At 61.9% G+C, this 25,016-nt stretch carries 22 protein-coding genes; 16 read left to right on the forward strand and 6 right to left on the reverse strand.

The window, feature by feature from the left end; translation table 11 throughout:
• The first annotated feature begins 51 nt into the window (after positions 1-51).
• The 7 genes from H4V99_RS06440 to H4V99_RS06470 all read left to right on the forward strand — a co-directional run bounded on the left by H4V99_RS06440 (position 52) and on the right by H4V99_RS06470 (position 8,841).
• Entirely contained in the window at positions 52-942 is an 891-nt protein-coding gene (locus H4V99_RS06440; protein ID WP_280676576.1) for an LLM class flavin-dependent oxidoreductase, read from the forward strand.
• A 51-nt stretch (positions 943-993) separates the two neighbouring features.
• Positions 994-2,127 (forward strand): AI-2E family transporter, encoded by a 1,134-nt coding sequence (locus H4V99_RS06445; protein ID WP_280676578.1) that lies wholly within the window; start codon positions 994-996, stop codon positions 2,125-2,127.
• Between the two features lie 427 nt (positions 2,128-2,554).
• Complete coding sequence (gene rpsO, locus H4V99_RS06450; RefSeq protein ID WP_134366400.1) at positions 2,555-2,824, forward strand: 30S ribosomal protein S15; 270 nt, start codon at positions 2,555-2,557, stop codon at positions 2,822-2,824.
• A gap of 224 nt (positions 2,825-3,048) precedes the next feature.
• On the forward strand, positions 3,049-4,581 hold the full coding sequence (locus H4V99_RS06455; RefSeq protein ID WP_280676583.1) for an amino acid permease: 1,533 nt from the start codon (positions 3,049-3,051) through the stop codon (positions 4,579-4,581).
• Positions 4,582-4,669: 88 nt separating this feature from the next.
• On the forward strand, positions 4,670-5,833 hold the full coding sequence (locus tag H4V99_RS06460; RefSeq protein ID WP_280676586.1) for an LLM class flavin-dependent oxidoreductase: 1,164 nt from the start codon (positions 4,670-4,672) through the stop codon (positions 5,831-5,833).
• A gap of 212 nt (positions 5,834-6,045) precedes the next feature.
• Positions 6,046-8,334, forward strand: a complete 2,289-nt coding sequence (locus H4V99_RS06465; RefSeq protein ID WP_280676587.1) for a polyribonucleotide nucleotidyltransferase — start codon at positions 6,046-6,048, stop codon at positions 8,332-8,334.
• 165 nt (positions 8,335-8,499) lie between these two features.
• A complete protein-coding gene (locus H4V99_RS06470; RefSeq protein WP_280676589.1) occupies positions 8,500-8,841 on the forward strand; it encodes a metalloregulator ArsR/SmtB family transcription factor in 342 nt (113 codons plus the stop codon).
• A 55-nt stretch (positions 8,842-8,896) separates the two neighbouring features.
• Here the strand turns inward: H4V99_RS06470 and H4V99_RS06475 are convergent, their stop codons facing one another.
• Positions 8,897-10,387, reverse strand: coding sequence for an NAD(P)/FAD-dependent oxidoreductase (locus tag H4V99_RS06475; protein WP_280676591.1), 1,491 nt, complete (start codon positions 10,385-10,387; stop codon positions 8,897-8,899).
• 216 nt (positions 10,388-10,603) lie between these two features.
• Between H4V99_RS06475 and H4V99_RS06480 the strand changes: the two genes are divergently transcribed.
• Positions 10,604-12,250, forward strand: coding sequence for an HNH endonuclease signature motif containing protein (locus H4V99_RS06480; protein WP_280676593.1), 1,647 nt, complete (start codon positions 10,604-10,606; stop codon positions 12,248-12,250).
• A 188-nt stretch (positions 12,251-12,438) separates the two neighbouring features.
• On the opposite strand, the gene H4V99_RS06485 is transcribed toward H4V99_RS06480, so the two are convergent.
• Positions 12,439-13,275: a DUF2079 domain-containing protein gene (locus H4V99_RS06485; protein WP_280676595.1), complete on the reverse strand. Its 837-nt coding sequence runs from the start codon at positions 13,273-13,275 to the stop codon at positions 12,439-12,441.
• 81 nt (positions 13,276-13,356) lie between these two features.
• On the opposite strand from H4V99_RS06485, the gene H4V99_RS06490 reads away from it, so the two are divergent.
• Positions 13,357-14,540 (forward strand): IS3 family transposase gene (locus tag H4V99_RS06490; RefSeq protein WP_280676597.1). Its coding sequence is split into 2 segments (ribosomal slippage): positions 13,357-13,618 and positions 13,618-14,540, totalling 1,185 coding nucleotides; the frame shifts between segments, so codons are not numbered across the junction.
• Between the two features lie 41 nt (positions 14,541-14,581).
• Here H4V99_RS06490 and H4V99_RS06495 read toward each other — a convergent pair.
• Complete coding sequence (locus tag H4V99_RS06495; RefSeq protein ID WP_280676599.1) at positions 14,582-15,139, reverse strand: DUF2079 domain-containing protein; 558 nt, start codon at positions 15,137-15,139, stop codon at positions 14,582-14,584.
• 389 nt (positions 15,140-15,528) lie between these two features.
• Here H4V99_RS06495 and H4V99_RS06500 point away from each other — a divergent pair, with 389 nt between their 5' ends.
• Positions 15,529-16,008: a PDDEXK nuclease domain-containing protein gene (locus H4V99_RS06500; RefSeq protein WP_280676601.1), complete on the forward strand. Its 480-nt coding sequence runs from the start codon at positions 15,529-15,531 to the stop codon at positions 16,006-16,008.
• Positions 16,009-16,434: 426 nt separating this feature from the next.
• Positions 16,435-16,827, forward strand: a complete 393-nt coding sequence (locus H4V99_RS06505; protein ID WP_280676603.1) for a VOC family protein — start codon at positions 16,435-16,437, stop codon at positions 16,825-16,827.
• Positions 16,828-16,992: 165 nt separating this feature from the next.
• On the opposite strand, the gene pdxH is transcribed toward H4V99_RS06505, so the two are convergent.
• Complete coding sequence (gene pdxH / locus H4V99_RS06510; protein WP_280676605.1) at positions 16,993-17,634, reverse strand: pyridoxamine 5'-phosphate oxidase; 642 nt, start codon at positions 17,632-17,634, stop codon at positions 16,993-16,995.
• 383 nt (positions 17,635-18,017) lie between these two features.
• On the opposite strand from pdxH, the gene H4V99_RS06515 reads away from it, so the two are divergent.
• A complete protein-coding gene (locus H4V99_RS06515; RefSeq protein WP_280676606.1) occupies positions 18,018-18,755 on the forward strand; it encodes a hypothetical protein in 738 nt (245 codons plus the stop codon).
• Positions 18,756-18,777: 22 nt separating this feature from the next.
• On the forward strand, positions 18,778-19,281 hold the full coding sequence (locus H4V99_RS06520) for an SRPBCC family protein (RefSeq protein WP_280676608.1): 504 nt from the start codon (positions 18,778-18,780) through the stop codon (positions 19,279-19,281).
• 461 nt (positions 19,282-19,742) lie between these two features.
• On the opposite strand, the gene H4V99_RS06525 is transcribed toward H4V99_RS06520, so the two are convergent.
• Both H4V99_RS06525 and H4V99_RS06530 read right to left on the reverse strand, forming a co-directional pair.
• Positions 19,743-21,029, reverse strand: coding sequence for an IS110 family transposase (locus H4V99_RS06525; RefSeq protein ID WP_280676610.1), 1,287 nt, complete (start codon positions 21,027-21,029; stop codon positions 19,743-19,745).
• A 263-nt stretch (positions 21,030-21,292) separates the two neighbouring features.
• Positions 21,293-22,552, reverse strand: coding sequence for an IS256 family transposase (locus H4V99_RS06530; protein WP_280676612.1), 1,260 nt, complete (start codon positions 22,550-22,552; stop codon positions 21,293-21,295).
• A 798-nt stretch (positions 22,553-23,350) separates the two neighbouring features.
• Here H4V99_RS06530 and H4V99_RS06535 point away from each other — a divergent pair.
• The 3 genes from H4V99_RS06535 to H4V99_RS06545 all read left to right on the forward strand — a co-directional run bounded on the left by H4V99_RS06535 (position 23,351) and on the right by H4V99_RS06545 (position 25,012).
• Positions 23,351-23,686 (forward strand): hypothetical protein, encoded by a 336-nt coding sequence (locus tag H4V99_RS06535; RefSeq protein ID WP_280676614.1) that lies wholly within the window; start codon positions 23,351-23,353, stop codon positions 23,684-23,686.
• 195 nt (positions 23,687-23,881) lie between these two features.
• On the forward strand, positions 23,882-24,349 hold the full coding sequence (locus H4V99_RS06540; protein ID WP_280676615.1) for an SRPBCC family protein: 468 nt from the start codon (positions 23,882-23,884) through the stop codon (positions 24,347-24,349).
• 192 nt (positions 24,350-24,541) lie between these two features.
• A complete protein-coding gene (locus H4V99_RS06545) occupies positions 24,542-25,012 on the forward strand; it encodes a hypothetical protein (protein ID WP_280676617.1) in 471 nt (156 codons plus the stop codon).
• Positions 25,013-25,016: the final 4 nt, after the last annotated feature.

Raw genomic sequence — 25,016 nt, forward strand, 5'->3', positions numbered from 1 at the left:
GTGCTTCTGTCTGGAGGGACGGTGCTCCACGAGCATCCGTAGACTCGAAGCATGCGCTACGGAATCGTCATTCTCCCGCAGGACCGCTGGCCAATCGCCCGGGAGAAGTGGGTGGCTGCCGAGGCCTACGGGTTCGACCATGCCTGGACCTACGACCACCTCTCGTGGCGGTCTTTGGCTGACGAACCGTGGTTCGGCACGATACCCACGCTCACGGCGGCGGCCTGCGTCACCTCCCGAATCCGGTTGGGGACCTTCGTGTCGTCGCCCAATTTTCGACATCCGGTGCCCTTTGCCAAAGAGATTGCCACGGTGGATGACATCTCGGCTGGGCGCTTCGTGCTCGGCGTGGGATCCGGAGGGACCGGCTTTGACGCCGTGACCCTCGGCCAGACCGAACTCACGCCGCGGCAGCGACACGAGCGGTTTGTGGAGTTTGTGACCGACCTGGACGTGCTCCTTCGGCACGAGATCGCTCCCGGCGGTGGGATCAGCTTCAGCGGGGACTGGTTTACGGCCGTGCAGGCGCGCATGGTGGGAGCGGGGGTGCAGCGCCCACGCGTGCCGTTCGTGATAGCGGCAAACGGACCCCGAGGCATCCGTCTGGCCGCTCGGTACGGTGACGGCTGGGTGACTACCGGTGCTGATGGTGCCGACGGTGAGGCCTGGTGGACCAGTGTTCGCGACCTCTCCGCCCGCCTGGACGATGCATTGCAGAAGGAGGGGCGCGACCCGGCCAGCATTGATCGCTACCTCAACCTCGACAGCGGGGGAAGTTACTCACTGCAGAGCGTGGCGGCCTTCGATACGGCTGTTGGCCTGGCCGCCGAGCTCGGGTTCACCGATGTTTTGACTCACTGGCCACGCGCGGACGGTATCTATGCCGGGAACCGCGGCGTGCTTGACGCTGTCGCTGCCGGGTTGCCCGCCCGAACTTCCTAACCGGAAACGCGAAATACCGTGCCAGTTGCGGTGATTGTCTAGGCTGGTGCCATGCGAGAACTCGACGCCCCCACCCAGACGCCTCCCCGCACCCCGCTGACCGACCGGCTCGGCTGGCTGGGCCTTCGGAGCGGCCAGATTCTGCTTGTGATCGCATTTGCGGCTGTGGTTATTTTTGGGCTTGTGCAGCTGAAGCTCGTCGTCATCCCGGTTCTCATTGCCATCATTCTCGCGTCGGCGCTCAGTCCCGTCGTGGGGTGGCTTCGTCGACGTGGCATGCCGGCACTTCTCGCCACCTGGACCACCCTGCTCACGAGCATTGCGGCGTTCGGTGGAATCATCACCCTGATTGTTTTTGCTGTGCGAGGTCAGTGGGATGAATTGTTCACCTCCGCTGCGGAGGGAATCGACACCCTGCAGGTCTTCCTACTGCAGGGACCCCTCGGCATCGATGAGCAGCAGATTGAAGACGTGCGTTCAGCGGCGGTGGACTTTGTCACAAGCAGTCAGTTTGGAACGGGTGCTCTGGCTGGGGCCTCCGTGGTTGCCGAGCTTCTCACCGGTACCGTGCTGTTGCTCGTCATTCTGTTCTTCTTCCTGAAGGACGGCGAACGCATCTGGAATTTCTTCCTGCTTCCGTTTGCCGGGGTGCGCCTCGCCCGTGGACGTCGGATTGGAACCACTGCTCGCGGCGTGCTCGGGGGGTATGTTCGCGGGACGGCCATCGTGGCACTCGTCGATGCGTCAGCGATTGGAATCGGCCTGGCAGTGCTGCAGGTTCCCCTCGCTCTTCCCCTGGCCGTGATTGTGTTCCTCGGGTCCTTCATTCCCCTGATCGGTGCCACTGCCGCCGGTATTCTTGCGGCTCTCGTGGCTCTCGTGGCCAACGGCCCCGTTGTCGCACTCATTGTGATCATCATCGTGATCGCCGTCAATCAGTTGGAAGGTAACTTTCTGCAGCCCGTGGTGATGGCGCAGAACCTGAAGCTGCACCCGCTGGTCATTCTGTTCGCGCTGACTGCAGGGACGATTCTCGGGGGAATCGTTGGTGCGGTCCTGTCCGTACCGATCGCTGCTGTGACCTGGGCGATCGCCAAAACCTGGAACGAGCCGGCTGCACTGCCGCCGGAGGCACCCGTGCCGCCAGCGTCTCGCCCCTTGGCTCGTCGTCAGCGCCGACGCTGACATCACGGGTTACTCGGTGGGTCGAGTCGCGGAGCGTGGTGGCCGCTTCGAGGTAGCCACCACCGGACCCTGCGCTGCGGGGACCGTCGATTCCGGGAGGATGCTGGTCTGGGCGCATCCCGAGCACTTGAGGACGTAGCGGGGGAGACCCGCGCCAAGGGACGGGTTCGGGGCGAGTCGGGCCACGGAACCGCAGTACGGGCAGGTCATATGCATCAGCAAACACTCCTGTGTATTCGTCTTCTTGAGTGAGTATGCCGCGACGGGTGGGTTATGGGTTGCGGGAGAGAAAATGAGTGACGCCCCAGTCCGGGGAAATAGCCAAGATCTGCTAAAGTATGTAGGTTGCCGTTTAGCGGCCGCGGACAAAGAGAGCCCAGGCATCCTGCCAAGGGCACCGCGCAGTGAGAGAAAGGGGATCCCATCTATGGCACTCGAAGCCAATGCAAAGAAGGCGATCATCGAAAAGTACGCTACCCACCCAGGTGACACAGGGTCCCCCGAAGTTCAGATTGCTATGCTCACGCAGCGCATTCTTGACCTGACGGAGCACCTGAAAGAGCACAAGCACGACCACCACTCGCGTCGTGGCCTGCTCCTCATGGTTGGTCAGCGTCGTCGACTGCTCGGTTACCTGTCCGATATCGACATCACTCGATACCGCACACTGATCGGCAGCCTCGGCCTTCGTCGCTAGTTTCGCTTGAGTAGTCAGTGACTACTCAGCGCTAGCTGAACGAAGCTTTGCGTTGATACCGCGAACTTCTTACACAACGGGTCGTCACCTTCGCTGGTGGCGGCCCGTTCTGTGTGTTCGCGGCTGCTGACGAATGGTCTGCGCTGGACACAAACCACCTGGGTGGGTTCCTTCGATGACTAGCATGAATACGTAGAACCCAACGAAACGGACGACATTAGATTATGAGCCTCTGGCGCACCAAGAGTATTGAAGACTCCATCGCAGATTCTCTTGAGAAGGGCCATAGCCTCAAACGCACTCTGGGCACCTGGGACCTCATGATCATGGGTGTTGCCGTGGCGGTCGGTGCCGGCATCTTCTCCGTGGGTGCAAAAGCAGCAGGGAGCTATGCCGGTCCGTCAGTGACCCTGGCGTTCCTGCTCGCCGCTTTCACCTGTGCCCTCGCGATCATGTGTTACGCGGAGTTCGCGTCGGCTGTGCCGGTGGCCGGGTCGGCGTACACGTTCACCTACGCCACGCTGGGAGAGCTTCTCGCCTGGATCATCGGCTGGGACCTGATCCTGGAAATGCTCACCGCTGCCGCCGTGATCGCCAAGTACTGGGGTATCTACCTGAGCACCGTCTTCGATCTGGCCGGGTGGGACATTCCGGCCACCATCAGCGTGCTGGGCCTGGACGTGAGCTGGGGTGCGTTTGTGATCGTTGCCATCTTCACCACACTGCTTGTTCTCGGCACCCAGCTCTCTGCTCGGGTGGCCAGCGTTTTCACCATCATCAAGGTTGCCATCGTGGTCTTCGTGATCGTGGTGGGTGCGTTCTTCGTCAACACCAAAAACTACGCGCCGTTCATCCCCGAGTCCGTCCCCTCGAAGCCGGGGGAGGGTGACGTCTGGATGCAGTCCCTGTTTTCCTTCATGACCGGGGCGGCTCCCGCGCAGTACGGCCTCTTCGGCCTCTTGGCCGGCGCCTCGCTCGTGTTCTTTGCCTTCATCGGCTTCGATGTGGTGGCCACCTCGGCTGAGGAAGTCAAGAATCCACAGAAGACCCTTCCCAAGGGCATTTTCCTCGGCCTCGGTATTGTCACGGTCTTGTACATCGGCGTGAGCCTCGTGCTGACCGGAATGGTGCCCTACACCGTGCTCGCCGATGATCCCAATGCTTCCCTGGCCACAGCATTCGTCGCCGTGGGTGCAGGCTGGGCTGCTCAGATCATCTCCGTGGGTATTCTCGTGGGGTTGACCACCGTGATCATGGTTCTTCTCCTCGGTCTCTCCCGGGTGCTCTTCGCCATGAGCCGCGATGGACTGCTGCCGCGGTGGCTCAGCGTCACGTCGGAGAAACGTCGCACCCCGGCACGCATTCAGATCATCGCCGGCCTCGTCGTGGCCCTCATTGCCGGCCTGACCGATGTGGGTGTGCTCGAAGAAATGATTAACATCGGCACTCTGTCCGCTTTCGTGCTCGTGAGCATCGCGGTGGTTGTGCTGCGCAAGAAGCGCCCTGATCTGCCACGAGCGTTTACGGTTCCGTTCTCGCCCTTCCTGCCTATTTTGTCCGCCGTGCTGTGTGTCTGGCTCATGCTCAACCTCACGACGCTCACCTGGGTGCGGTTCGGTGTCTGGCTCCTCATCGGTTTTGCCGTGTACTTCCTCTACGGTCGCAGCCACTCGGTGCTCGGGCGCAAGCTACGCGGCCTCGATGCCGACGGTAAGCCCCTCGCTCCGGTCGAAGCAGCGGAGCCCGTCTCGAAGTAGGGTCACCGGCGGTGACGGGGAATAGGATCACCATCACCGCCGTTGTGCTGGCTAGACATGGCGTCGGAGAGAACCTTGGGAGACTGACATGCAGTTCGGAATTTTTACGGTGGGGGACAGAACCGTCGACCCCACGACGGGCCATGAGCCGACCGAGTCTGAGCGAATCACCGCCCTCGTCGCGATCGCCAAGAAGGCCGAAGAGGTTGGTCTCGATGTCTTCGCCATTGGCGAGCACCACAATCCGCCGTTCGTGTCGTCGTCGCAGACGACACTGCTGGGCTATATCGCGGCCATCACCGAGACGCTCATTCTCTCGACGGCCACGACACTGATCACCACGAACGACCCGGTGAAGATTGCCGAAGACTTCGCCATGCTGCAGCACCTCTCTGGTGGCCGTGTTGACCTCACGCTGGGTCGGGGCAACACCGGCCCCGTCTACCCGTGGTTTGGTCAGGACATTCGGCAGGGAATTCCCTTGGCGCTCGAGAACTACGCCCTGCTGCGTCGTCTCTGGCGCGAGGAATACGTGGACTGGGAAGGCCAGTTCCGCACGCCGCTGCAGGGCTTTCAGTCCACCCCTCGTCCGCTCGACGGGATCGCACCCTTCGTCTGGCACGGCAGCATCCGCAGTCCGGAAATTGCCGAGCAGGCCGCGTACTACGGGGATGGCTTCTTCGCCAACAACATCTTCTGGCCCAAAGAGCACTATATGAAACTCATTAGCTACTACCGTGCTCGCTTCGAGCACTACGGCCACGGACTTGCCTCCGAGGCGATTGTGGGTCTCGGCGGTCAGGCATTCATGCGCACAAAGTCTCAGGACGCGGTCAGCGAGTTCCGTCCGTACTTCAACAGCGCGCCGGTCTATGGTCACGGCCCGAGCCTCGAGGACTTCACCGAACAGACGCCGCTCACGGTGGGCAGTCCCCAGCAGGTCATCGACCGCTACGCCGGCATGCGCGATCACTTCGGTGATTACCAGCGCCAGCTCTTTCTCGTCGACCACGCCGGTCTGCCGCTGAAGACCGTGCTCGAACAGCTGGACATCCTCGGTGAGGAGGTCGTGCCCGTTCTGCGCAAGGAACTCGCAAAGAACCGCCCCGCACATGTTCCCGAGGCTCCGACCCATGCGTCACTCAAGCTGGCGGCCGAGCGCGCCGCCCGTCGTGAGCTTCTCGGAACAGATGCGTCGGCACTCGGCGGCACCGCGGCATCCGCTCTGGGGGATCTCGCGCAGAGCGCCTGAACCGCGTCTCGGAACGTGGGTTTAGGCTTACCGGCGGTTTCTGACGCGTCTGTTAGACTCGTGTCGGTCAATCTTTGTATTGACCGACACATGGAGCGGTTCACTAGACGTCGTCTGCGAATCCCGCTCCCGGTCCAACTCGCCTGTCACACGGGCACGCGAGCCTTCGTCGCCAGCATGGCGAGAAGCAACACAAAGGAGAGAACCCCCACATGGAGGGTCCAGAAATCACGTTCGCCGAAACCGTTATCGATAACGGCAAGTACGGCAAGCGCACCATCCGTTTCGAAACCGGGCGTCTTGCCCAGCAGGCGCAGGGTTCTGCCGCCGCATATATTGACGAAGAGACAATGCTGCTCTCCGCCACGAGTGTGAGCAAGCAGCCGAAGGATAACTTCGACTTCTTCCCGCTCACCATTGACGTAGAAGAGCGTATGTACGCCGCGGGTCGTATCCCGGGCAGCTTCTTCCGCCGCGAAGGTCGTCCCTCGACCGACGCCATCCTCACCTGCCGTCTGATCGACCGGCCGTTGCGCCCGTCGTTCGTCGACGGTCTGCGTAACGAGATCCAAGTTGTCATCACGGTTCTGGCCATCGAGCCCGACGAACTGTACGACGTGCTGGCAATCAACGCTGCGTCCATGTCGACCCAGCTTGCGGGTCTTCCCTTCTCCGGTCCGATCGGTGGCGTTCGCGTCGCCCTCGTTCCCGACGAGAACGGTGGCGGTCAGTGGGTTGCCTTCCCGAAGCACTCGCAGCTCGATGACGCCGTCTTCAGCATGGTCGTTGCCGGCCGTGTGGTGACGGATGCCAGTGGTGCGCAGGACGTCGCGATCATGATGATCGAGGCCGAAGCTACCGATGCTGCGTGGAACCTCATCAAGGGCGGCGCCATTGCGCCGAACGAAGAGGTCGTTGCCCAGGGCATCGAGGCGTCCAAGCCGTTCATCAAGCAGCTCGTCGCCGCTCAGCAGGAAGTCGCCGACAAGGCGGCCAAGCCCACGGCCGACTTTGCACTGTTCCCGCCCTACCAGCCGGCCACGTACGACGCCGTTGCTGCTGTTGCCTATGACGAGCTCAAGAACGTCTACGCGATCGCCGACAAGGTTGAGCGTCAGAACGCTGACGACGCACTCAAGGCCACCGTCAAGGCCGCCGTTGCCGCCAAGGTTGAGGCCGGAGAGCTCGACGCCAGCGCCAACAACCAGGTCAACGCTGCATACAAGTCCGTCACCAAGCTTGTTGTTCGCTCGCGCGTGCTCAACGAGGGCATTCGCATCGACGGTCGTGGACTGGCAGACATCCGTCCGCTCGACGCCGAGGTTGCGGTTATTCCCCGTGTTCACGGTTCGGCGATCTTCCAGCGCGGTGAGACTCAGATTCTCGGCGTGACCACGCTGAACATGCTGAAGCTCGAGCAGTCCATTGACTCGCTCAACCCGGTCACCAAGAAGCGCTACATGCACAACTACAACTTCCCGCCCTACTCGACCGGTGAAACCGGCCGCGTGGGAACGCCGAAGCGCCGCGAGATCGGCCACGGAGCGCTCGCTGAGCGCGCCCTGGTTCCCGTGCTGCCCACGCGTGAGGAATTCCCCTACGCCATCCGTCAGGTATCCGAGGCGCTCAGCTCCAACGGTTCCACGTCGATGGGTTCTGTCTGCGCCTCGACTCTGTCGCTGCTGAACGCCGGAGTGCCGCTGCGCGCTCCCGTTGCCGGTATCGCCATGGGCCTGATCAGCGACACCGTTGACGGCAAGACCCGTTACGCGGCCCTAACTGACATCCTCGGAGCCGAAGACGCCCTGGGCGACATGGACTTCAAGGTTGCCGGAACGAGTGAGTTCATCACGGCTATCCAGCTCGACACCAAGCTCGACGGCATTCCCGCGTCGGTTCTGGCTGGCGCGCTGACGCAGGCTCGCGATGCTCGTGCCACGATCCTCTCCGTGCTGAACGCCGCCATCGATGCTCCCGATGAAATGGCACCGACCGCGCCCCGCGTGATCAGTGTTCAGATCCCGGTAGACAAGATCGGCGAGCTGATCGGCCCGAAGGGCAAGACGATCAACGGCATTCAGGATGAGACCGGCGCCGATATCTCCATCGAAGAAGACGGCACCGTGTACATCGGTGCTGTCGACGGACCGTCGGCTGAGGCTGCTCGTGCCATGGTCAACTCCATTGCTAACCCCACCAACCCCGAGGTCGGCGAGCAGTTCCTCGGAACTGTCGTGAAGATTGCTGCGTTTGGCGCCTTCGTTTCGCTGCTTCCGGGCAAGGATGGTCTGCTGCACATCTCTGAGGTGCGTAAGCTTGCTGGAGGTAAGCGAGTGGAGAACGTCGAAGACGTTCTCGGCGTTGGCCAGAAGGTGCTCGTTCAGATCACCAAGATCGATGATCGTGGCAAGCTGTCGCTGGCTCCGGTTCTCGAAGAGGGTGCTGACACGGACGGCCGCGATGCGGCATCCGCTGGCTCCGAGGCTTCGGTCGAGGGCTAGGCTCCACAACTAGGTTCGAACCTAGAGTTCTCCCGATCACCTCTCGCCAGGTCGGTCGGGTAGACGGAAGGCCCGCACTGCTTCGGCAGGGCGGGCCTTTTGCGTGCGTGCCGCTGGTGACGGCATCTACTTGAAGGAATTGTAAGTTAACGATATACTCAGATTGTGCTGAGTCAAGGTCTTCCCGCTGCCCAATTGAAGGCCGACCTGTTCAAATCGCTCGGGCATCCGCTGCGTGTTCAGGTTCTGGAGCAACTCGCCGTCGGTGAACGCTCGGTGGGGAGTCTCGCCGAGGCCCTCGGGTGCGAGCTCTCCAATCTGTCCCAGCAACTGGCCGTGCTGCGTCGCGCGGGAGTTGTGGTGACCAGGCGTGAGGGCAACACCATCTACTACGCGCTGCGTGACGCGGGCACGGTGGAGCTTCTTGCCGCCGCCAAGCGGATGCTGCTCTCCAATCTCACTGACTCGCATGCGCTGTTGCGCACCATGGAGCAAGACACGCAGTAGCTCGCGGTCGAGAGCTTCCTGCTCGGACTGTTGCGGGGGAGTTCGGCCCGTGGTTCTAGGCGATGACCGCGTTCGTGTGCCGACGTACTGGTCCCGCCACGGACTCGGCGAGCAGGGAGCGGGCCGCGAGACCGATGATGGCGCTGTAGGTGGGATACGCAAAACGCACGTTGGCCAATGTCTGCACGTCAATCCCCGCGGCCATCGCCGTCGTCACGGACTGAATGACCTCGACCGCATTCTCACCCGTCGCATGAGCGCCAAGAATGAGTTCCCGTCGGCGGTCGCTGATGAGTTTCAGAAATCCCAGCTCGCGGTCGTCAATCACAGCGCGATCGAGTTGTGAGTACGGCACCACCGTGACCACGCAGAATTCATCGCGACGTCGGGCCTCAACCTCGGTCAGGCCGACACCGGCATAGTCGGGGTCGGTGAATCCACCCGCGGGGAGTGCGCTGCGGGGGCTGCGTCGGTTTGCGTCGAGGACGGCGTTCTCGGCTGCCGCTTCGCCCTCGGACTGCGCTGCCTGCACCAACATGTCGCGGCCGTTGGCATCGCCCACAGCGAAGATGTGTGGCACGGAACTGCGAAAGTACAGGTCCACGGGGATGGATGAGCGGCTGGGAACCACGCCGGCATATTCGAGGCCCAGGTCATCGACATCTGCTGGCCACCCGGTTGCCATGATGACCGCGTCGAAATCGGCTGAGACATCTTTTCCGTGCTGTCGCCAGGTCAGCGTGATGGAGCCGTCGGGGTTCCGCTCCAGTGCATTGACGCCCTGAATGCCCAGTCGGAGATCGACGCCCTGCGTGGCGAAGGCATCTGCCACCGTGTGCGAGATGGACTCATCGGAGGTGGTGAGGATTCGGTCAGCCACGTCGAGCAGGGTCACGGCCGAGCCAAAGGAATTGAACACGGTTACCAGTTGCGCTCCGGTGTTCCCACCGCCGATGACAGCAAGCCGGGCGGGAATTTCCGGTAGGTCGAGCACGTGTTCGGGTACGACCGCTAGTTCAGCTCCCGGCACGGGAAGTCGGCGGGAGTGACCGCCCACGCAGACGATAACGGCGTCTGCCGAAATCGTTCGCCCACTGTCGAGAACGATGGTGAAGGGATCGATGAAGCGGGCGCGACCCTCAAGAATGAGCTGTACACCGGCATCAGCGAACCGTGTTGCCTCGCTTTTCATGGACCGCACGCGGTCCATGGTGTCTCGAACCCGGGCAACCATGGCGGGCCAGTCGATGGGGCGTTCGGTGACGGAGATGCCGTAGGCGTTGGCCGTTCGAATTTCCCGCAGGAGTCTCGCCGTCTTGGCCAGGACACGGGTGGGTACGCAGCCCGTATTCACGCATGTGCCACCGAGGCGGTCGGCCTCACAGATGGCTACGGATGCGCCCAGTTCGGCGGCGCGCAGGGCCGCGGCTGTTCCCGCCGGTCCTGCACCGATGACGACGACATCAAAATGCTCGCGAATGCCATCGAGACCGGAGTCTGGGGCCGCAGTGGGCGTAGTGAGCTCGGTAATTGGAACAACGGTCATTGCGGTCTCCCACGCTTTAGAGGTGCCAATACTGTGACATTTCTGACTGTGAAACAGCCCGTCGGGACGCGGACTGTGAGGGATGAAGTGGCTGTGCATCTCGAGGGCTCCTCTGGCAAGAGCACGAGCAGAAACGGGTGTACACATCTCTGATTTTTATGGATATTTTTGTGAGGTTTGCTCGTGTTTATGTGCTATCGGGAGTAAAATGGTGGCATGGAAACCACAGGTGAACCAGAGGAACCGCCCCCGGCGTGGCCGGGTGACGCGGAGCGTGATGCCTTTCTGACAAGTTTCGTCTCCCCCTCCGACATTGAGGATTTTGAGAACTTTTTTGATTTTGAGGAGGGGCTGAGTCCGGAGGGCGCGAGGCGGGCGGCGGCGTTTGACGCCGAGGACCGCCTCCGGTTGGCGGGGGCAACGTCCTGCACGGAGGGGACCTCGGGGTGTGAGGCGCGCGAAGCGCTGCCGGATGCGCAACTGGCGTTGGCGTTTTTGGTTCTGCCCAGTGAAGCCTTCAGTACCGGGGCGACGGCGAGCCCGGCGGCACTCATTGACCGGGTGGTCTATTTTGAGAAGGTCATCGCCTGGGCTCAGGCGGGCAAAGCCACCGCCGTGGACGACGCTGTCACCCGCGCACTCGCTAATGCCGAAACCGGTAAAGCCACCGGCCACGACCGGTGGGAAGCACCGTATGCAGCTGAACGTGCGGTGACGGCGGAGATCGCGTGCGCCCTGCGCATCCCAGAAGGCACCGCGTGCGCCCTCATCCGCGACAGTCGCAGCCTCACCCACGCCCTACCCGCCACCCTCGCCGCATTGCGGGCAGGCCAGATCAGTGAACGCCACGTGCACCGCCTGATCGATCACGTCTCCTCCCTGCCCGCACTGAGCCAGCCAGAATTCGAAGAGGCACTGCTGCCGCTAGCGAAAACATTGACGGTGGCAAAGTTTGACCTGAAAGCACGCCGCCTTCGAGAAGCCCTGCACCCCGACACCATCGCCGAACGCCGCCTGACGTGCCTGGCCAACCGGCGCGTGGCCCTCTTCCCCGGCCAAGACAGCATGTCCACCCTATGGATTTCGGCGGCGTCCGATGACCTCCAAGCCATCTTCACCCGCCTCACCGACACGGCCACCAGTTTGCAGGGCACCGACGAACTCCGAAACCGCGCCCAACTCACCGCCGACGTGGCCGTTGACCTGCTCCTCACCGGGGTCACCGAAACAGGCCTCGGCGCCGGCATCAGCGCCCACGTCAACGTCACCGTCCCGGTACTCACCCTGCTCGGCCGAAGCGAGGAACCCGGGTCCCTCGAAGGCTACGGACCCATCGACCCCGAAACCGCCCGCCGCCTCGCCGGCACCGCAACAAGCTTCACCCGCATCCTCACCCACCCCGAAACAGGCATCGTGCTCTCCGTCAGTAACGAACACTTCGCCGTCCCCGCCGCCCTAAAACGCTACCAACAGATCCGCGACGAAACCTGCCGCTTCCCCGGCTGCAACCGAACCGCCCGGCACAGCGACCTCGACCACACCATCGCCCGCCAATTCGGTGGCCCCACCACCAGCACCAACCTCGCCCACCTCTGCAAACCCTGCCACGCCCTCAAACACAACACCAACTGGACCGTCACCCAAACCCCCAACGGCAACCTCCACTGGACCTCCCCCGCCGGCAAACACTACGCCACCAACCCCGCCACCCGAATGCCACCCCCACTCACCCACCCCGGCACCACACCCCGAAAAACACCCCGAAAAACCACCTACACCAACCCCTTCAACACCCCCTTCAACACCCCCAACCCCTACGACACCAACCAAAACCCCACCACCAACGACCCCGCCCCCTTCTAGGTGCGGTGGGTCGTCAGTGGGGGAGTGGCCCTGACCTCGTCGAGTGGATAACTCACAAGAGAGAGTGTTCGCGATGGCAAGACCACGGCGGGAGCACATCGAGTACGCTGACGCCTACCCTGCAGGAAACAGGTGCTAAAAATTACCGTGCCGCATTTCAGGAGGTGAAACTCTCACAACGGGGCTGGTCAGTGGTCAGCATCGATTCGTTGTGCTATTTGGTAACCGTCTCGGGAGAAGACGGTGTGGAAAGGGACTCCAGGGTGGATGTGCCGAGCGATGTCCTCAACAGAGCTCCACTCTGCGGGTATGCTTCCGGATTGCAGGTCGACGACCAGGTACTCGGGAAGCGGATTCTTGTTGCCCACCCAGTACACCGTTGTGCGGGGCACCAGATATGCCATGAGTCCGATGTCGGATTCCACCACAGCGTGATCAGGGACACGAGCGAGGGCAGCATGTGCAGCTTCGTTGCGACTATTTGAGAATTGAGTCTGCGTGCTGACGAGTTTCGCAAGTGGTAGCTGGGGCAAAAGGGCGACGGCGGCCAGGACCACAAGGGCTGGTGCTATTCGTCCGTATGTGCGCATCCATCGAGTTCGGCCAGATCGACAGGCTGTGATTCCGTCGAGAACCGCGCAGAACAGGATGGGCATGAGCACGGCGCTGTATTGCCAGGTGGGACCCCAATATCCAGAGTTGTCGGAGAGGAATCGCCACGCCAGAGTTGGCAAAAGAACCAGAACCAGTGGAGACCGGAGAGCGATTGCACCGGACGCCACGACGAGCAGGACGAGGGTCAGGGCTTTCTCGGGGTGGAAAAAGGACGTCGAAGGGGCCGCAAGGTTCATGCTTTCCGCATAGGCCCAATGGCCATCGGGGTTGAGCATGGGGAGCACGATCAGACTGGCTATTCCGAACCACGCGACACCCCACACGGCCAGCCAAATTCCGAGGGGTTGGCGGCTGCGGTAGGCGAGCACGATACCGATTGCGGCCACGGTTAGGCCCAAGTCCTCCTTCACGAAAACCAGGGGTGACCTGCCGCGGATATCTCGGACAGTGGGCCCTCTTAAAATGAGAGTTCACTGAAAGTAGAGATCAGCATGGCCGCAGCACGTAGGCGTTTCACCCAAGAGTTCAAAGACGAGCTGTGCCGCGAGGTGATCAATACCTCCAAACCGATCAAGGACGTCGCCACCGCATACGGCGTCGGGCCCGAGACGCTCCGGAACTGGCTCAACAAATACCGCGAGGCCAACGGCGGCACCGAAGCGGACCTGACAGTGTCGGAACGGGCCCGTCTGAAGGAACTCGAGCGGGAAGTTCAAGAGCTGCGGGCGGAGACCGCTTTCTTGAAAAAAGCCAGCGCTTACTTCGCGCGGGAGCAGCGGTAGTGAGCAAGTACGAGTACATCGACTCCCAAAATTCTGAGCCCACCAACCGGAATTCGGTGGTGAAAATGTGCCTCTGGCTGGCCGTGTCAACGTCCGGTTTCTACCACTGGGCGATCCGGCCGCAGTCCGCGACCGCGGCCCGGCGAGAGGCCCTGATCGCGCGGATTCAACACTTCTTCGAGGAGTCCGACGGCACCTACGGATACCGCCGAATCCACGCCGACCTCGCCGCGGAGCAGACCGAGTGCTCGCCCGAGCTGGTGCGGCAGCTTATGCGCCAGATTGGCCTCGTAGCCTGCCAACCACGGCCTTTCCGCATCACTACCGAAGCCGATGCCGAAGCGGCCGCCAACATGCCCGACCTCGTCAAACGCGACTTCACCGCCGACCGCCCCGGGGTGAAGTTCGTCGGCGATATTACCTACATCCATACCTGGCAAGGATTCATCTATCTGGCCACCGTCATCGACTGCTATTCCAAGAAGGTTGTCGGCTGGTCCATCGCCGATCACATGCGCACCGAGCTCGTCGCCGACGCCCTCCGCAACGCCGCTGCGACGACCGTGATCGAGGCCGACGCGATCTGGCATTCCGACCGCGGCAGCGTCTATACCTCGGCCGAATTTCGGGCTCTCGTGTCCGGCCTGGGGATGCGTTCCTCCATGGGCCGCACCGGCGTGTGTTGGGACAACAGCATGGCGGAAAGTTTCTTCTCGATGCTCAAGAATGAGCGTGTTTATCGCACCGCTTACGCCACGAAATCACAAGCTCGCAGCGACGTCATTCGCTATATCGAAGGGTTTTACAACAGCCGACGCCGGCACTCCGCTCTCGGTTACCGACGGCCCAATGAAGTCCACTATGGTTATCAGCAGCCAGCATTGGCAGCGTAGAAGAATCCACTAATTCCGCTGTCCGAAATGCCCGCGGCAGCTCAGGGCATGGCCCAGACCATGCAGGCAACCCACTGACGACGGAGAAACGCGGTCAGAGAGAATGCGAGGAGGGGAACTGCGAAGGCGATCTCGTGGAACTGAACCTCCATGGCACCCTGGAGCCCCCAGCTGAATCCAAAAGCCAACCCAAACAGCACTCCTGCAGGGTGACCCAGCAAGTGGCCGGCCGCGAAAGCGATAGTGCCTGCAGCGACCCCAAAGAGCACATTCTGCACGAGCATCACGGTGAAGGCGCTCGGGAACGCCGCATAGATCGGCGCGAGTAAAACGAGTAGGGGGTGAAAGTGGTCCCCGAGAAGATTGAATTCGTCGCCCTTGATTGCGACGATGGGTGCGTCTAGTGACGCGTACTGTTTCGCGAGTTGGGTGAAGATTCCCAAATCCCATGATGGAACCACAAAAGTCTTCCATTGAAACCATGAGAACACCGTGTAAACAGCGGTCGTAATGAGCCCGACCATTACGGCGGGACCGATGCTCCGAGCCCTTACGGCAATCGCCGGGGCTGCGACATGCGCGGGCGACAATGTGGTCATATGCTCCCCCTGATTCGCGGACGCCATCCCACAGTTTCGACCAAACGTATCAGCTCGCAGCAAACTCGACTTCGCGGCTACCGGTCCCCAATTGGTGCGGGGAGAGGTGTTTGGGCAATATGACGATGAGAGCTGCCTCACCACCGAAGCAGCGCACCTGCGAGCCACCGGACTGACCATGACTGAGATCGTCGCCAAATGCGGCATCACCCGGTCAAGCCTGCACCGCTGCCTGCCACCGCGCGCAGGTCTCAGCGCAACGTGTCGTTAACAGCCAACTCAGTGAACTGTATTGGGGGATTGGGAGCGGGGTCATCCGTCGGTTCTCAGAAGACCTACGAATCGAATTCGCCGAGTAAAATCATCTGTCGTCTCGGAACCTGCAGTACATGCGGACCTCTGCCCTTGCCCTTGTCTGGCCGAGCGAGCACATTGTGCAGCAGATCGCGAAAGATCCCTACGTGTTCGACGTCCTCGCGCTGACCGATGAGGCCGCCGAGTGCGACATGGAACAGTCCCTGATGGAACGCATCGTTGAAACCCCGCGGGAACTCGACGCCGGCTTCGCAGTCGTCAGCCGATACGTGTACGTCGACGTGGGCGGCGACGACTTCTCCCTCGACGTGTTGTTCTTCCACGTCGTCCAGCTCCGCTACGTCGTCGTCGACAAGCTCCGGTTCGCTACCCACAATCCAACGGTCGGGATCCGCATCTGCGGCAGCCACAACGACAACACTGTCCGGTACGTCCTCGGTCAGACCGATGCCCCCGCGTTCACTGCGAGCGTGTTCGGACATCTGGTTGATGAACTCATTGAGTCTCACAAGCTCGTGGCTTCGGGTGTCTCGCAACTCACTCGCCATCCATGAGCTGGGAGGCACCCGGACAGCAAGGCGAGACCCTCGAACTCGAGCGCTGTACCAGCGGGGAAGTGCCCGTCGATCGTTCCCTAATTGACGCGGTGACGCGGTGATTCCGTGGTCGGTTGACTATATCGGCTAGCGAACGGCCGCTCTATGACCGACGTGACGGTTCGGCCGAGGACGTCGGAAGAGTTCGATCGTCCACGCGTCTCTCATGTTCACCCTTCACGGCATCGCTGACGACGAGCTTGGGCGCGCATCGGTCAGCCTCGACCATCCGTGCGGTGCAGCCAACACGGCATTTCTTTACGACGTTGAATCAGGCACGCGATCGAGAGGTCGCCGGTTCCCTCGACTGTTGCGAGACGAACGACCGTAGGGTGGAGGTGCGCACGCACGATCGTGCTTATTGGAATTCAGGAGGAACCATCGATGACGATTTTCCCACCCCTCGCCCATGTGGCGCTCACGGTACGAGACCTCGAGGTGAGCGTCCCGTGGTACACGGAGTTGTTCGAGGAGCAACCAGTGCTCGATGAGGACACCGGACCCTTCCGCCACGTCGTCTGGATGGTGAGTGGCACTCTCGTCGGGCTGCACCAGTTCCCCGACTCGGACGTAACGATGCCGTTCAGCGAGCGTCGTGCGGGCTTGGATCACGTCGCATTCGGTGTTGCAGACCGGTCCGAGCTGGAGCATTGGGAGAAGCGCCTGGACCAGCTCGGTATCACCCACGACAGCATCAAAGACGCCGGATACGGATCAGGACTGTCCTTCCGCGATCCCGACGGGCTGCCCCTAGAGTTCTTCGCGCCGCCGGCCTGAGAAGAATAAGCACTGCTTTGGTTGAGCGTCCGGGGCTAGACGGACGCTCAACCTGTTTCTCTCTGCACGCGACGGCTGCGCTCCTGAAAAAGCGAACCGCATCATGAGTCGAGCCGCGGCCGTGCCGCCGTAATACTCCGACGTCGCGGGTAGCTCCAACTTTGATTACGGCTGGAGCCGTTCCAGCGTCCAGGAACCAGGTTCACCGGCCGTGAACCGTAGGCGGTCGTGGAGTCGGGATGTGCGGCCCTGCCAGAACTCGATCGCGCGTGGAATCACACGGAACGCGCCCCAGTCCTCGGGCCGGGGAATATCCGTGTCGTCCGGATAACGCTCTTCCACCTGGCGAACCTGTTCCTCGATCCGGGCGCGGCTTGAGACGGGTCGGGACTGGTCGCTGGCGACCGCGGCAACGCGCGACCCCCTCGGTCGGCCGGCAAAATAGGAGTCGCTGGTGGCGGCATCCGTGGGAGTGGCCGTGCCGTAGACAATCACTTGGCGTTGCATGGAATACCAGGGAAACAGCAGCGAGACCTCCGGGTTGACACTCAACGCCCGGCCTTTGCGGGACGCATAGTTGGTGACGAATTCGAAGCCGCTGCCGTCGAGCCCCTTGAGCAGCACGGTTCGGCTGCTCGGTCGGCCGTCTGGGTCAACGGTGCTGACCACCATGGCATTGGGCTCGTAAAGCCCGGCCTGCTCCGCGGCAGCCAGCCACAGGGGGAACTCGACCATCGGGTCGGGGTTGACCTCGGACTCGTTCAGGCTCACTGCGCCATAGTCGGTGTGACTCGTTAGGGATTCCATCAGGATTCTCGCCTTCGCTTGGAGCCGGCGCACTCTGAAAATTCCCAAGCCGGCACCTCCAGCCTAGGTGGGACAGGCTGAAACAGACTGTGGGCAGGTGCGAGTCAGTCGCTGTCCAGAGTCGTGGCGACAGTTGCCCGGTTGCGGTTCCCCAGTGACACGGCATCGGCGTGTACGCCCGCCGGGTGGTTTAGTCCGCGATCTGTCGCGCATGGCATCCCGCTTGTGGGCACGGCGCTTCGAGCTCCGCGCCATCGATCAGGCACGCCCGTTGCGCGGCGACCGGCGGCGGTCTCGTCGCTTACCCGTGTCCTCTCCGGGTTCAAGCCCACCTCGTGAGGTCGATCTTGGTCGTGTTTACGGCACGGACCTAAGGTGGACGTATGGATGCCGACATCAACTTCTACTTCGACCCGGTGTGCCCCTTCGCCTGGATGACCAGCAAGTGGGTGCGGCAGGTGCAGGCGCAGCGCGACTACACCGTGGACTGGCGATTCATCTCGTTGCGCTTGATCAACGCCCAGGTCGACTACGACGCGCATTTCCCTCCCGAGTACGAAGCCGGCCACACCGCCGGGCTTCGGCTCCTGCGGGTAGCCGCACGAGCGCGAGCAGAACACGGCCGCGAAGCAATCGCGCCCCTGTACGCCGCTTTGGGAACCCACATCTTCGACACCGCCCCCAGCTCGGACAGCCATCGGAGCGAACTCGAGATGCGTGAGCTCCGCGGGACGCGTGAGTTTGCGGAGCCGATCCTCGCCGAGGCAGGCCTGCCGCTCGAGCTGGCGGACGCTCTCGACGACGAATCATGGGACGTGGAGATCCAGAAGGAGACAGACGAAGCGCTCTCCCTCACGGGAAAAGATGTGGGCACGCCCATCATCCACTTCGAGCCACCCACCGGTGTGGCCTTCTTCGGACCGGTGATCAGCCGGCTGCCACACGAGGACTCAGCAGTCGAGTTGTGGGACCACGTGGTCGCTCTGGCACGATTCTCCGGATTTGCCGAACTCAAACGCAGCCTGCGCGAGCAGCCACAGCTGGCCGCGTTCGGAGTCGACGCGGGCACGGTCGGAAAGCAAGAAGACTGGCACGGCGGCAGCCGGCGGCAGAAGAAGTGACCCCCTCCGTTAGGGTGAACGGATGAGTGAGACAAGCACCCTCAGCCACCAAGAGTCCGTCATCATCGAGGCGTCGGCTTCGTTTCTCTACGACCTGCTCTCCGACATCACCCGTACCGGCGAGTGGAGCCCGGTCTGCACGTCATGCTGGTGGGACGACGAGGCCGAGGCCGGTCGGGTCGGTGCCTGGTTCACCGGGCACAACGAGCTCCCGCATCGGACCTGGGAGACCCGGTCTGAGGTCGTGACTGCAGAGCAGGGTCGCGAGTTCGCCTGGGTGGTGGGCGGCAGCTTCGTCCGCTGGGGCTTCAGCTTCACCGCCGTCGAGACCGGGACGATACTCACCGAGTCTTGGGAATTCCTGCCGGACGGGATCGCCATGTTCGAGGACAAGTTCGGCGACGACGCCCACGCTCAAATCACCGACCGCACCCAGCAAGCCCTCGATGGCATCCCGAAAACCCTCGCCGCGATCAAACGGATCGCCGAGGTCTCCACCGACGCACGGGCACAGACCCAGTCATGACCGGGCCGCTCGGGGAGCGCCGTCTCTGCAACGGTCTTTCCAGCATTTCGACGAGCCACCTAAACTCCCACTGACCTCATCGACCTTGACAAGTTCCTTCTCGGCCCTGCCGGGAACCCAATAGAAGGAAAACAGCGCCGCCGGAGGCGCTAGGCAGATGTCGAGGTCCACCACCCCGGTGTAAGCGTGGCAGCGATATGGATGCGGCCGTAGCGGACCTGGCATTGTTGAGCACGCTCGCGGCGATGTTCGTGCAGTTAACCGCCGTGAGCTTTGAGCACCAATTCCTGCCCCGCGGCAGAGCACGCGGACGCTAGCCCTGAAGTCAGATTGAAGAACCCGTCTGTCCCGGTGTCATATGGTTGTCCCTCCGGGCCGGGAACGGCATTATCGATGTAAACCAAGACGTTCAAAATGGCATTTTCCGGTCACGTCCCGCGTGGTGGATGCTCCTATTGATGTCAAGCGGCCTTTGGGGTGGGTTTCGCTTGTCGGGATTGGTCGTCGAGCCAGGCGCTGAAGGTGGTTTCCAGGTCGGTGTCAGCGCGTTGTCCTATTTCGAGTCGACGTAAGCGCTGGTAGGGGACGTTGAGCTGTTTGGCCGCGTCAGTGAGGACGATGCCGAGTGTTTGGCGGCGTTGCCGCAGCCGTGGTCCACCGGGCAGAGGGACAGCGTGGTTTTTGGTGAGCAATGCAAATATTTCGTTGGCGACGTGGCGTTTGAGGCAGCGGACGATGTCGCGGTCGGAAAGGCCTTCAGCGGTGCGTCGGGCGATGTAGGCCATAGTCCGAGGTTCCTTGTGGCGTTTGCGGAGCAGGACAATACGGTGCAGGGCAGCGTTGGCTTGCCGGTCGCCACCGCGCGAGAGACGGAAACGTTGCCGTTTTCCCGAAGATGCCGGAATAGGTGCGACGCCGCACAGAGCAGCAAACTGGGCCTTGGTGGAGATGCGGTCTGGGTTGTCGCCGGCAGTGGCGAGCAGGTGTGCGGCAACAAACGGGCCCACGCCGCTTGCGGCCATGAGAGCCGGATTCTGCCGGCTGGCGAGTTGGCCAAGTTGGCTGTCGATAAGAGCAATATCCGCTGTCAGGACCTGATGGCGTTGCGCGAGGCGTTTCGCTGATGCCCGTAGGATCAGCTCCGGAGTGGTGCCCGGTGTGGGTCGTGTGCGCGCGAGCGCAACCGTGAGTTTGTTGCCGTCGTATCGGCGAAAATCTTGCCGGATGGCCTCGGGTGCGCTCACCAACAGGGCATGGATCTGATTGATGCTGGCCGTGCGCGCCTTGGTGGCAGAGGAGCGTTCCGCAAGTAAGACCCGCATCGACTCGACGTCGCCATCGCGTTGTTTCGGGGTTGATAACCCTCGCCCAGCGAGAACCGACATCGCCGCTTGGTGGGCGTCGAGGGGATCGGATTTGCCGCGCAACCGACGCTCGGCACGGTTGGCGCGAGTGACCTCAACCACGCGCATTCCGGCATTCGCCAAAACGCGGGCAAGTTCCGCACCGTAGGAACCGGTTCCTTCGACGCCAACGGCTTCGACGATGCCGTAGGCGTGGAGGAACTCGATGATTTTGCGATAGCCGCTCCCGACTGCGAGGAATTCCCGGTCGGCGATCGGTTGTCCGTGGTCGTCAACGATAGCGACATAGTGCGTGTCTTTGTGGGTATCAACCCCGGCGAAGATGGTTCGTAGAGGCTGGACCGCGATGGTGAATTGTGGCGGTTCACTAGTTGCAACTGTCATGACTTCGGTACTCCCGTTTCTTCGTTGAAGGGAAATCACCGTTGGGTCGGGAGGGCAGACAGCACAGAGGTGAGACTGTTGGCCAGGCTCCTATCAAGTCATGTCGCCCCGATCAAGCGGCATTAGCGGCTCTGGTGCGGCGGACAGATCCACCCAAAGACAACCTCAAAAGGAGTCAGTGTAATTTTGAGTCACCCCGCACCAGAGTCACATCCAGTATCTCTGTGTAATTCCCCGTCACCGTGCAGGTCAGTGTTTTCTGATTATGCCTTAGTGAGTTCGGGGATGTGAATCACCCCGGTGAGCGTGCCCGCGTCGGTGTCGGTGAGAGCGATGTTGAAAGCGTCCAGCTGGCTCATGGAGGCCTCGGAGAGGTAGCGGCGTGACCCGGCCTCCCACTCGTCGTGCTGCTCGACGAGGACCGCTCCGGCGAGGCGGAGCAGAGCGGCAGGGTTCGGGAACACGCCGACGACGTCGGTGCGTCGTTTGATCTCCTTGTTCACTCGTTCGATCGGGTTGGTGGACCAGATCTGACGCCAGTGCTTGGGCGGGAACCCGCAGAACGCCAGGATGTCCTCGCGGGCGTCCAGGAGCATCTGAGCGACCTTGGAGTGGGTGGGGGTGAGCACCCGGATGACCTCGTCGAACTGCGCCTGAACGTGCTTCGCGTCGGGTTGGGCGAAGATGGTGCGGATCATCGACGCGACCACTTCTTGGCTGGCTCGCGGCACGATAGAGAGCACGTTTCTCATAAAGTGCACTCGGCATCTTTGCCAGCTGGTGCCTTGGAAAACGGTGCTGATCGCCTTCTTCAAACCGGTGTGGGCGTCGGAGATGACGAGCTTCACCCCGCCCAAACCTCGGGCGCGGAGCGAGCGCAGGAAGCTGGTCCAGAACGCCTCGTTCTCGCTGTCACCCACGTCGAAACCGAGGACTTCGCGGCGTCCGTCGGAGGCGACGCCGATGGCGACGACCATGGCTTGGGAGATGACGCGGTGGTTCACCCTTGCCTTGCAGTAGGTGGCGTCGAGGAACACATACGGATACCCGGTCTCACCTAGATCCCGGTCTCGGAACGCGGCGACTTCACCGTCGAGATCGGCGCAAATCCGGGACACTTCCGACTTGGAGATGCCGGTGTCGGCGCCGAGGGCCTTGACCAGGTCGTCGACCTTCCGGGTGGAGACGCCGTGCAGGTAGGCCTCCATGACGACGGCGAACAGGGCTTGGTCGACGCGGCGGCGCTGCTCGAGCAGAGCAGGGAAGAACGAGCCTTGGCGAAGCTTGGGGATCTTGAGGTTCAGGTCCCCGGCCGTCGTCGACAGCAGCCGCGGCCGGGTGCCGTTGCGCTGGGTGGTGCGGTCGGTGTTGCGCTCGAATCGGTCGGCGCCGATGCGCGCGGTCGCCTCCGCGTCGATGAGTTCTTGGTAGAGCGTTTGGGTCGCCAAACGGATTCGATCGGTGAGATGCGTGTCTTTGAGCTCCGAGAGGAGCTCAAGCAGGGCAGACTGGTCTAGAGCCATCGTGTGATGTGTCTTTCTGTGAGGAACTTTGAACGGTTCTCACTGACCATCGCACGGTGGCTCACTGCATCGGTAATCCGACGCTCAAACCCGGGAAATTACACCACTCGGAGGGACGCAACCCATTTTCCACACCCCCCGCAGGGTGAGAAGTCGGCTCCACAGTGGCGACTTGAGTTGGCGTCAGCGCCACAGGCGGTGAACCCTGACCACCCGCACAACCTGAACTCAAGAGTGCCAATGCGCTAGCCAAAACCGTTGCTGCTACCAGTCATTTCCCCATGGCGGGCAGCCTAGAAACATTCAGGATTTGACTGCAGTGATGACCATCGGTCACTCTCGATTCTCAATGCAGGCCTCCAGCTGGATCGGCTTTCCGGCAGGTCAGCGTCGTTTCCGTCTGGTACTGGCTCGGGCTCAGCGGGTCGTTTGCACGCCAGTGATCGCGCTGTCCTGGCACGGCGGCCGTGAGATCGTCACGGAGCAAGAGAGCCGGGGGTAGGGTTGTGGTGTCATCGGCAGTTTGGCTGTGGATCTGCGCGGTGAGTTTCCGACGATGACCGGGTTCTCGCGCAGCAACTTGCAGAACATACGTGTTTTGCAGAAGCGTGGCCGTCATTTTTACATGTTCCACAGCCTGGGGGACATGACCGGGTGAAGGCATAACCAATGACGGTATGACGGGGGAGTCACATGACTTTATGGAGCGGAACTGTCAGGAGGGGCGCGGCGCTGGCTCTGCTTTGTGCGGCGACAATGGTCCTCAGCGGGTGTGCGCCCGCCGACCCAGCAGATCAGGTGCAAGCATTCCTTGCAACTGACCGAGCGGCCGAGGACACGCTACCCTCGAATGGCCAGATTGAGGGTCTTGACAGAGATTCCATCCGGCTGGTGGGTGTTGAGGCTGACATCAGCTATTTCGTTGCTACCAGTACAACGGACGAAGTCTGCCTTATTCTCGCGGCGCCTGAACAGGGATTGTCATGGACCTGCGGGCCTATTGCGGGTCTTTCGACGTGGCGTAACGGGCAAGGCGCAGCCAAGGTTGTCGTTGATACGGATGCGGTCCCGGACGGATGGGTGAAACTTCAGAGCTTCCTGATCGTGAAACCGGATGCCGCCTCCCTCAACTAAATTCGGAACTCATTGGGTGCACATGCGCACGGCAACCGCTCCACCATCAGGCGTCGGCGTCACTGATTTTGATCGCCATCCGTCCGCACGGATTGTCCCTGTGGCCTTCGTCAGTCACCGCGCCCAGGAAGAGCGTATCGGCGCTCGGGGTCTTAGCGGGGCGGGCCCACATCGATGCGACGTAGGCTAGGTGATATGACGGTCGAAGAGGTTGAGCAAGGACCGCGCCAAGTCGCGCGCACTGTCGAGGTACTGGCCTCGGCCGATGACATCTTTGCGTTGCTGGCTGATCCGCAGCGTCACGGTGAGCTGGACGGCTCGGGCACCGTCCGCAACACGGTGTCGGGTCCGCAGCGGCTCAGTCAGGGTGCACGCTTCTCGGTAGCGATGAAGCAGTTCGGCGTCGGGTATCGCATCACCAGCACGGTGACGCGCTTCGAAGATGATCGGATTGTGGAATGGCGTCACCCAGCAGGCCACCGCTGGCGCTGGGAACTCAGTCCGCTCACACCCACGTCGACGCGCGTCACTGAGACGTTCGACTACAGCACCGTCCCAGCCGTGCAGGGCAAGGTCTTTGAGTTGCTCGGCTTTCCTCGGCAGAACGCCGCCGGTATCGAAGCCACCCTGCGCCAACTTGCGCTGCGCTATGCTCGCGCGTGACCTCACGATTCACGACCTGACCGGAAGCCGAAGCCCCCGTCTTCACGGGAGTCTGAGGTCTGCGAATCAAATTCCCACACGGGATCAGGTTCCCACCGGGTAACCTTCGGTACATGAGCACGATCGCGGGTGCCTCGACTATCGAGACGCCACAGTGCGATTTTTGGCAACGACGCTCAATCAGGGGGACTTATGACTTCTCGAACACGCGGGCTTTATCTGCTGATTCCGATGCTGCTGGCGCTGAGCGCCTGTACCGGTGTGGAGGGCTCCGCTGAGACGCCACCGAATACCGGAGGCGCGATCGAACTCGCAGTAACGGACACCTGCGCTGAGGCGGCGGACGCGCAGTGCGTCTCGGTGAACGGCGAGAGCATTGTGCTCCCGTCGACATTTCAACGAGCCGGAGTGAAGGACGTTGCTGTGGCACAAAGCGAGGGTCAGAATGCCGTTGATGTGACATTCACTCAAGGCGGAGCGACACTCCTCCACACGCTGACAGAACAGGCCACCACCGAGACAGCACGGCTCGTCGTAAAGGTCGGTGACGAACTAGTGTCAGCCGTGACTGTCATGGAACCTGTGGAGGGTGACCAGCTCCGAATCACTCTCTCGCCAGATGACAGCGCCCAGAACATTGTGGATTTGATCAGGGGAGCTTAGGGGC

The sequence above is a fragment of the Cryobacterium sp. CG_9.6 genome, from assembly GCF_029893365.1.
Classification (GTDB): Bacteria; Actinomycetota; Actinomycetes; order Actinomycetales; family Microbacteriaceae; genus Cryobacterium.

Bases quoted from the DNA above. Each gene is read 5' to 3' on its own strand.
- H4V99_RS06440 (WP_280676576.1), top strand. From the start codon at position 52: ATGCGCTACGGAATCGTCATTCTCCCGCAGGACCGCTGGCCAATCGCC.
- H4V99_RS06445 (WP_280676578.1), top strand. From the start codon at position 994: ATGCGAGAACTCGACGCCCCCACCCAGACGCCTCCCCGCACCCCGCTG.
- rpsO (WP_134366400.1), top strand. From the start codon at position 2,555: ATGGCACTCGAAGCCAATGCAAAGAAGGCGATCATCGAAAAGTACGCT.
- H4V99_RS06455 (WP_280676583.1), top strand. From the start codon at position 3,049: ATGAGCCTCTGGCGCACCAAGAGTATTGAAGACTCCATCGCAGATTCT.
- H4V99_RS06460 (WP_280676586.1), top strand. From the start codon at position 4,670: ATGCAGTTCGGAATTTTTACGGTGGGGGACAGAACCGTCGACCCCACG.
- H4V99_RS06465 (WP_280676587.1), top strand. From the start codon at position 6,046: ATGGAGGGTCCAGAAATCACGTTCGCCGAAACCGTTATCGATAACGGC.
- H4V99_RS06475 (WP_280676591.1), bottom strand. From the start codon at position 10,387: ATGACCGTTGTTCCAATTACCGAGCTCACTACGCCCACTGCGGCCCCA.
- H4V99_RS06480 (WP_280676593.1), top strand. From the start codon at position 10,604: ATGGAAACCACAGGTGAACCAGAGGAACCGCCCCCGGCGTGGCCGGGT.
- H4V99_RS06495 (WP_280676599.1), bottom strand. From the start codon at position 15,139: ATGACCACATTGTCGCCCGCGCATGTCGCAGCCCCGGCGATTGCCGTA.
- H4V99_RS06500 (WP_280676601.1), top strand. From the start codon at position 15,529: ATGCGGACCTCTGCCCTTGCCCTTGTCTGGCCGAGCGAGCACATTGTG.
- H4V99_RS06505 (WP_280676603.1), top strand. From the start codon at position 16,435: ATGACGATTTTCCCACCCCTCGCCCATGTGGCGCTCACGGTACGAGAC.
- pdxH (WP_280676605.1), bottom strand. From the start codon at position 17,634: ATGGAATCCCTAACGAGTCACACCGACTATGGCGCAGTGAGCCTGAAC.
- H4V99_RS06515 (WP_280676606.1), top strand. From the start codon at position 18,018: ATGGATGCCGACATCAACTTCTACTTCGACCCGGTGTGCCCCTTCGCC.
- H4V99_RS06520 (WP_280676608.1), top strand. From the start codon at position 18,778: ATGAGTGAGACAAGCACCCTCAGCCACCAAGAGTCCGTCATCATCGAG.
- H4V99_RS06525 (WP_280676610.1), bottom strand. From the start codon at position 21,029: ATGACAGTTGCAACTAGTGAACCGCCACAATTCACCATCGCGGTCCAG.
- H4V99_RS06530 (WP_280676612.1), bottom strand. From the start codon at position 22,552: ATGGCTCTAGACCAGTCTGCCCTGCTTGAGCTCCTCTCGGAGCTCAAA.
- H4V99_RS06540 (WP_280676615.1), top strand. From the start codon at position 23,882: ATGACGGTCGAAGAGGTTGAGCAAGGACCGCGCCAAGTCGCGCGCACT.
- H4V99_RS06545 (WP_280676617.1), top strand. From the start codon at position 24,542: ATGACTTCTCGAACACGCGGGCTTTATCTGCTGATTCCGATGCTGCTG.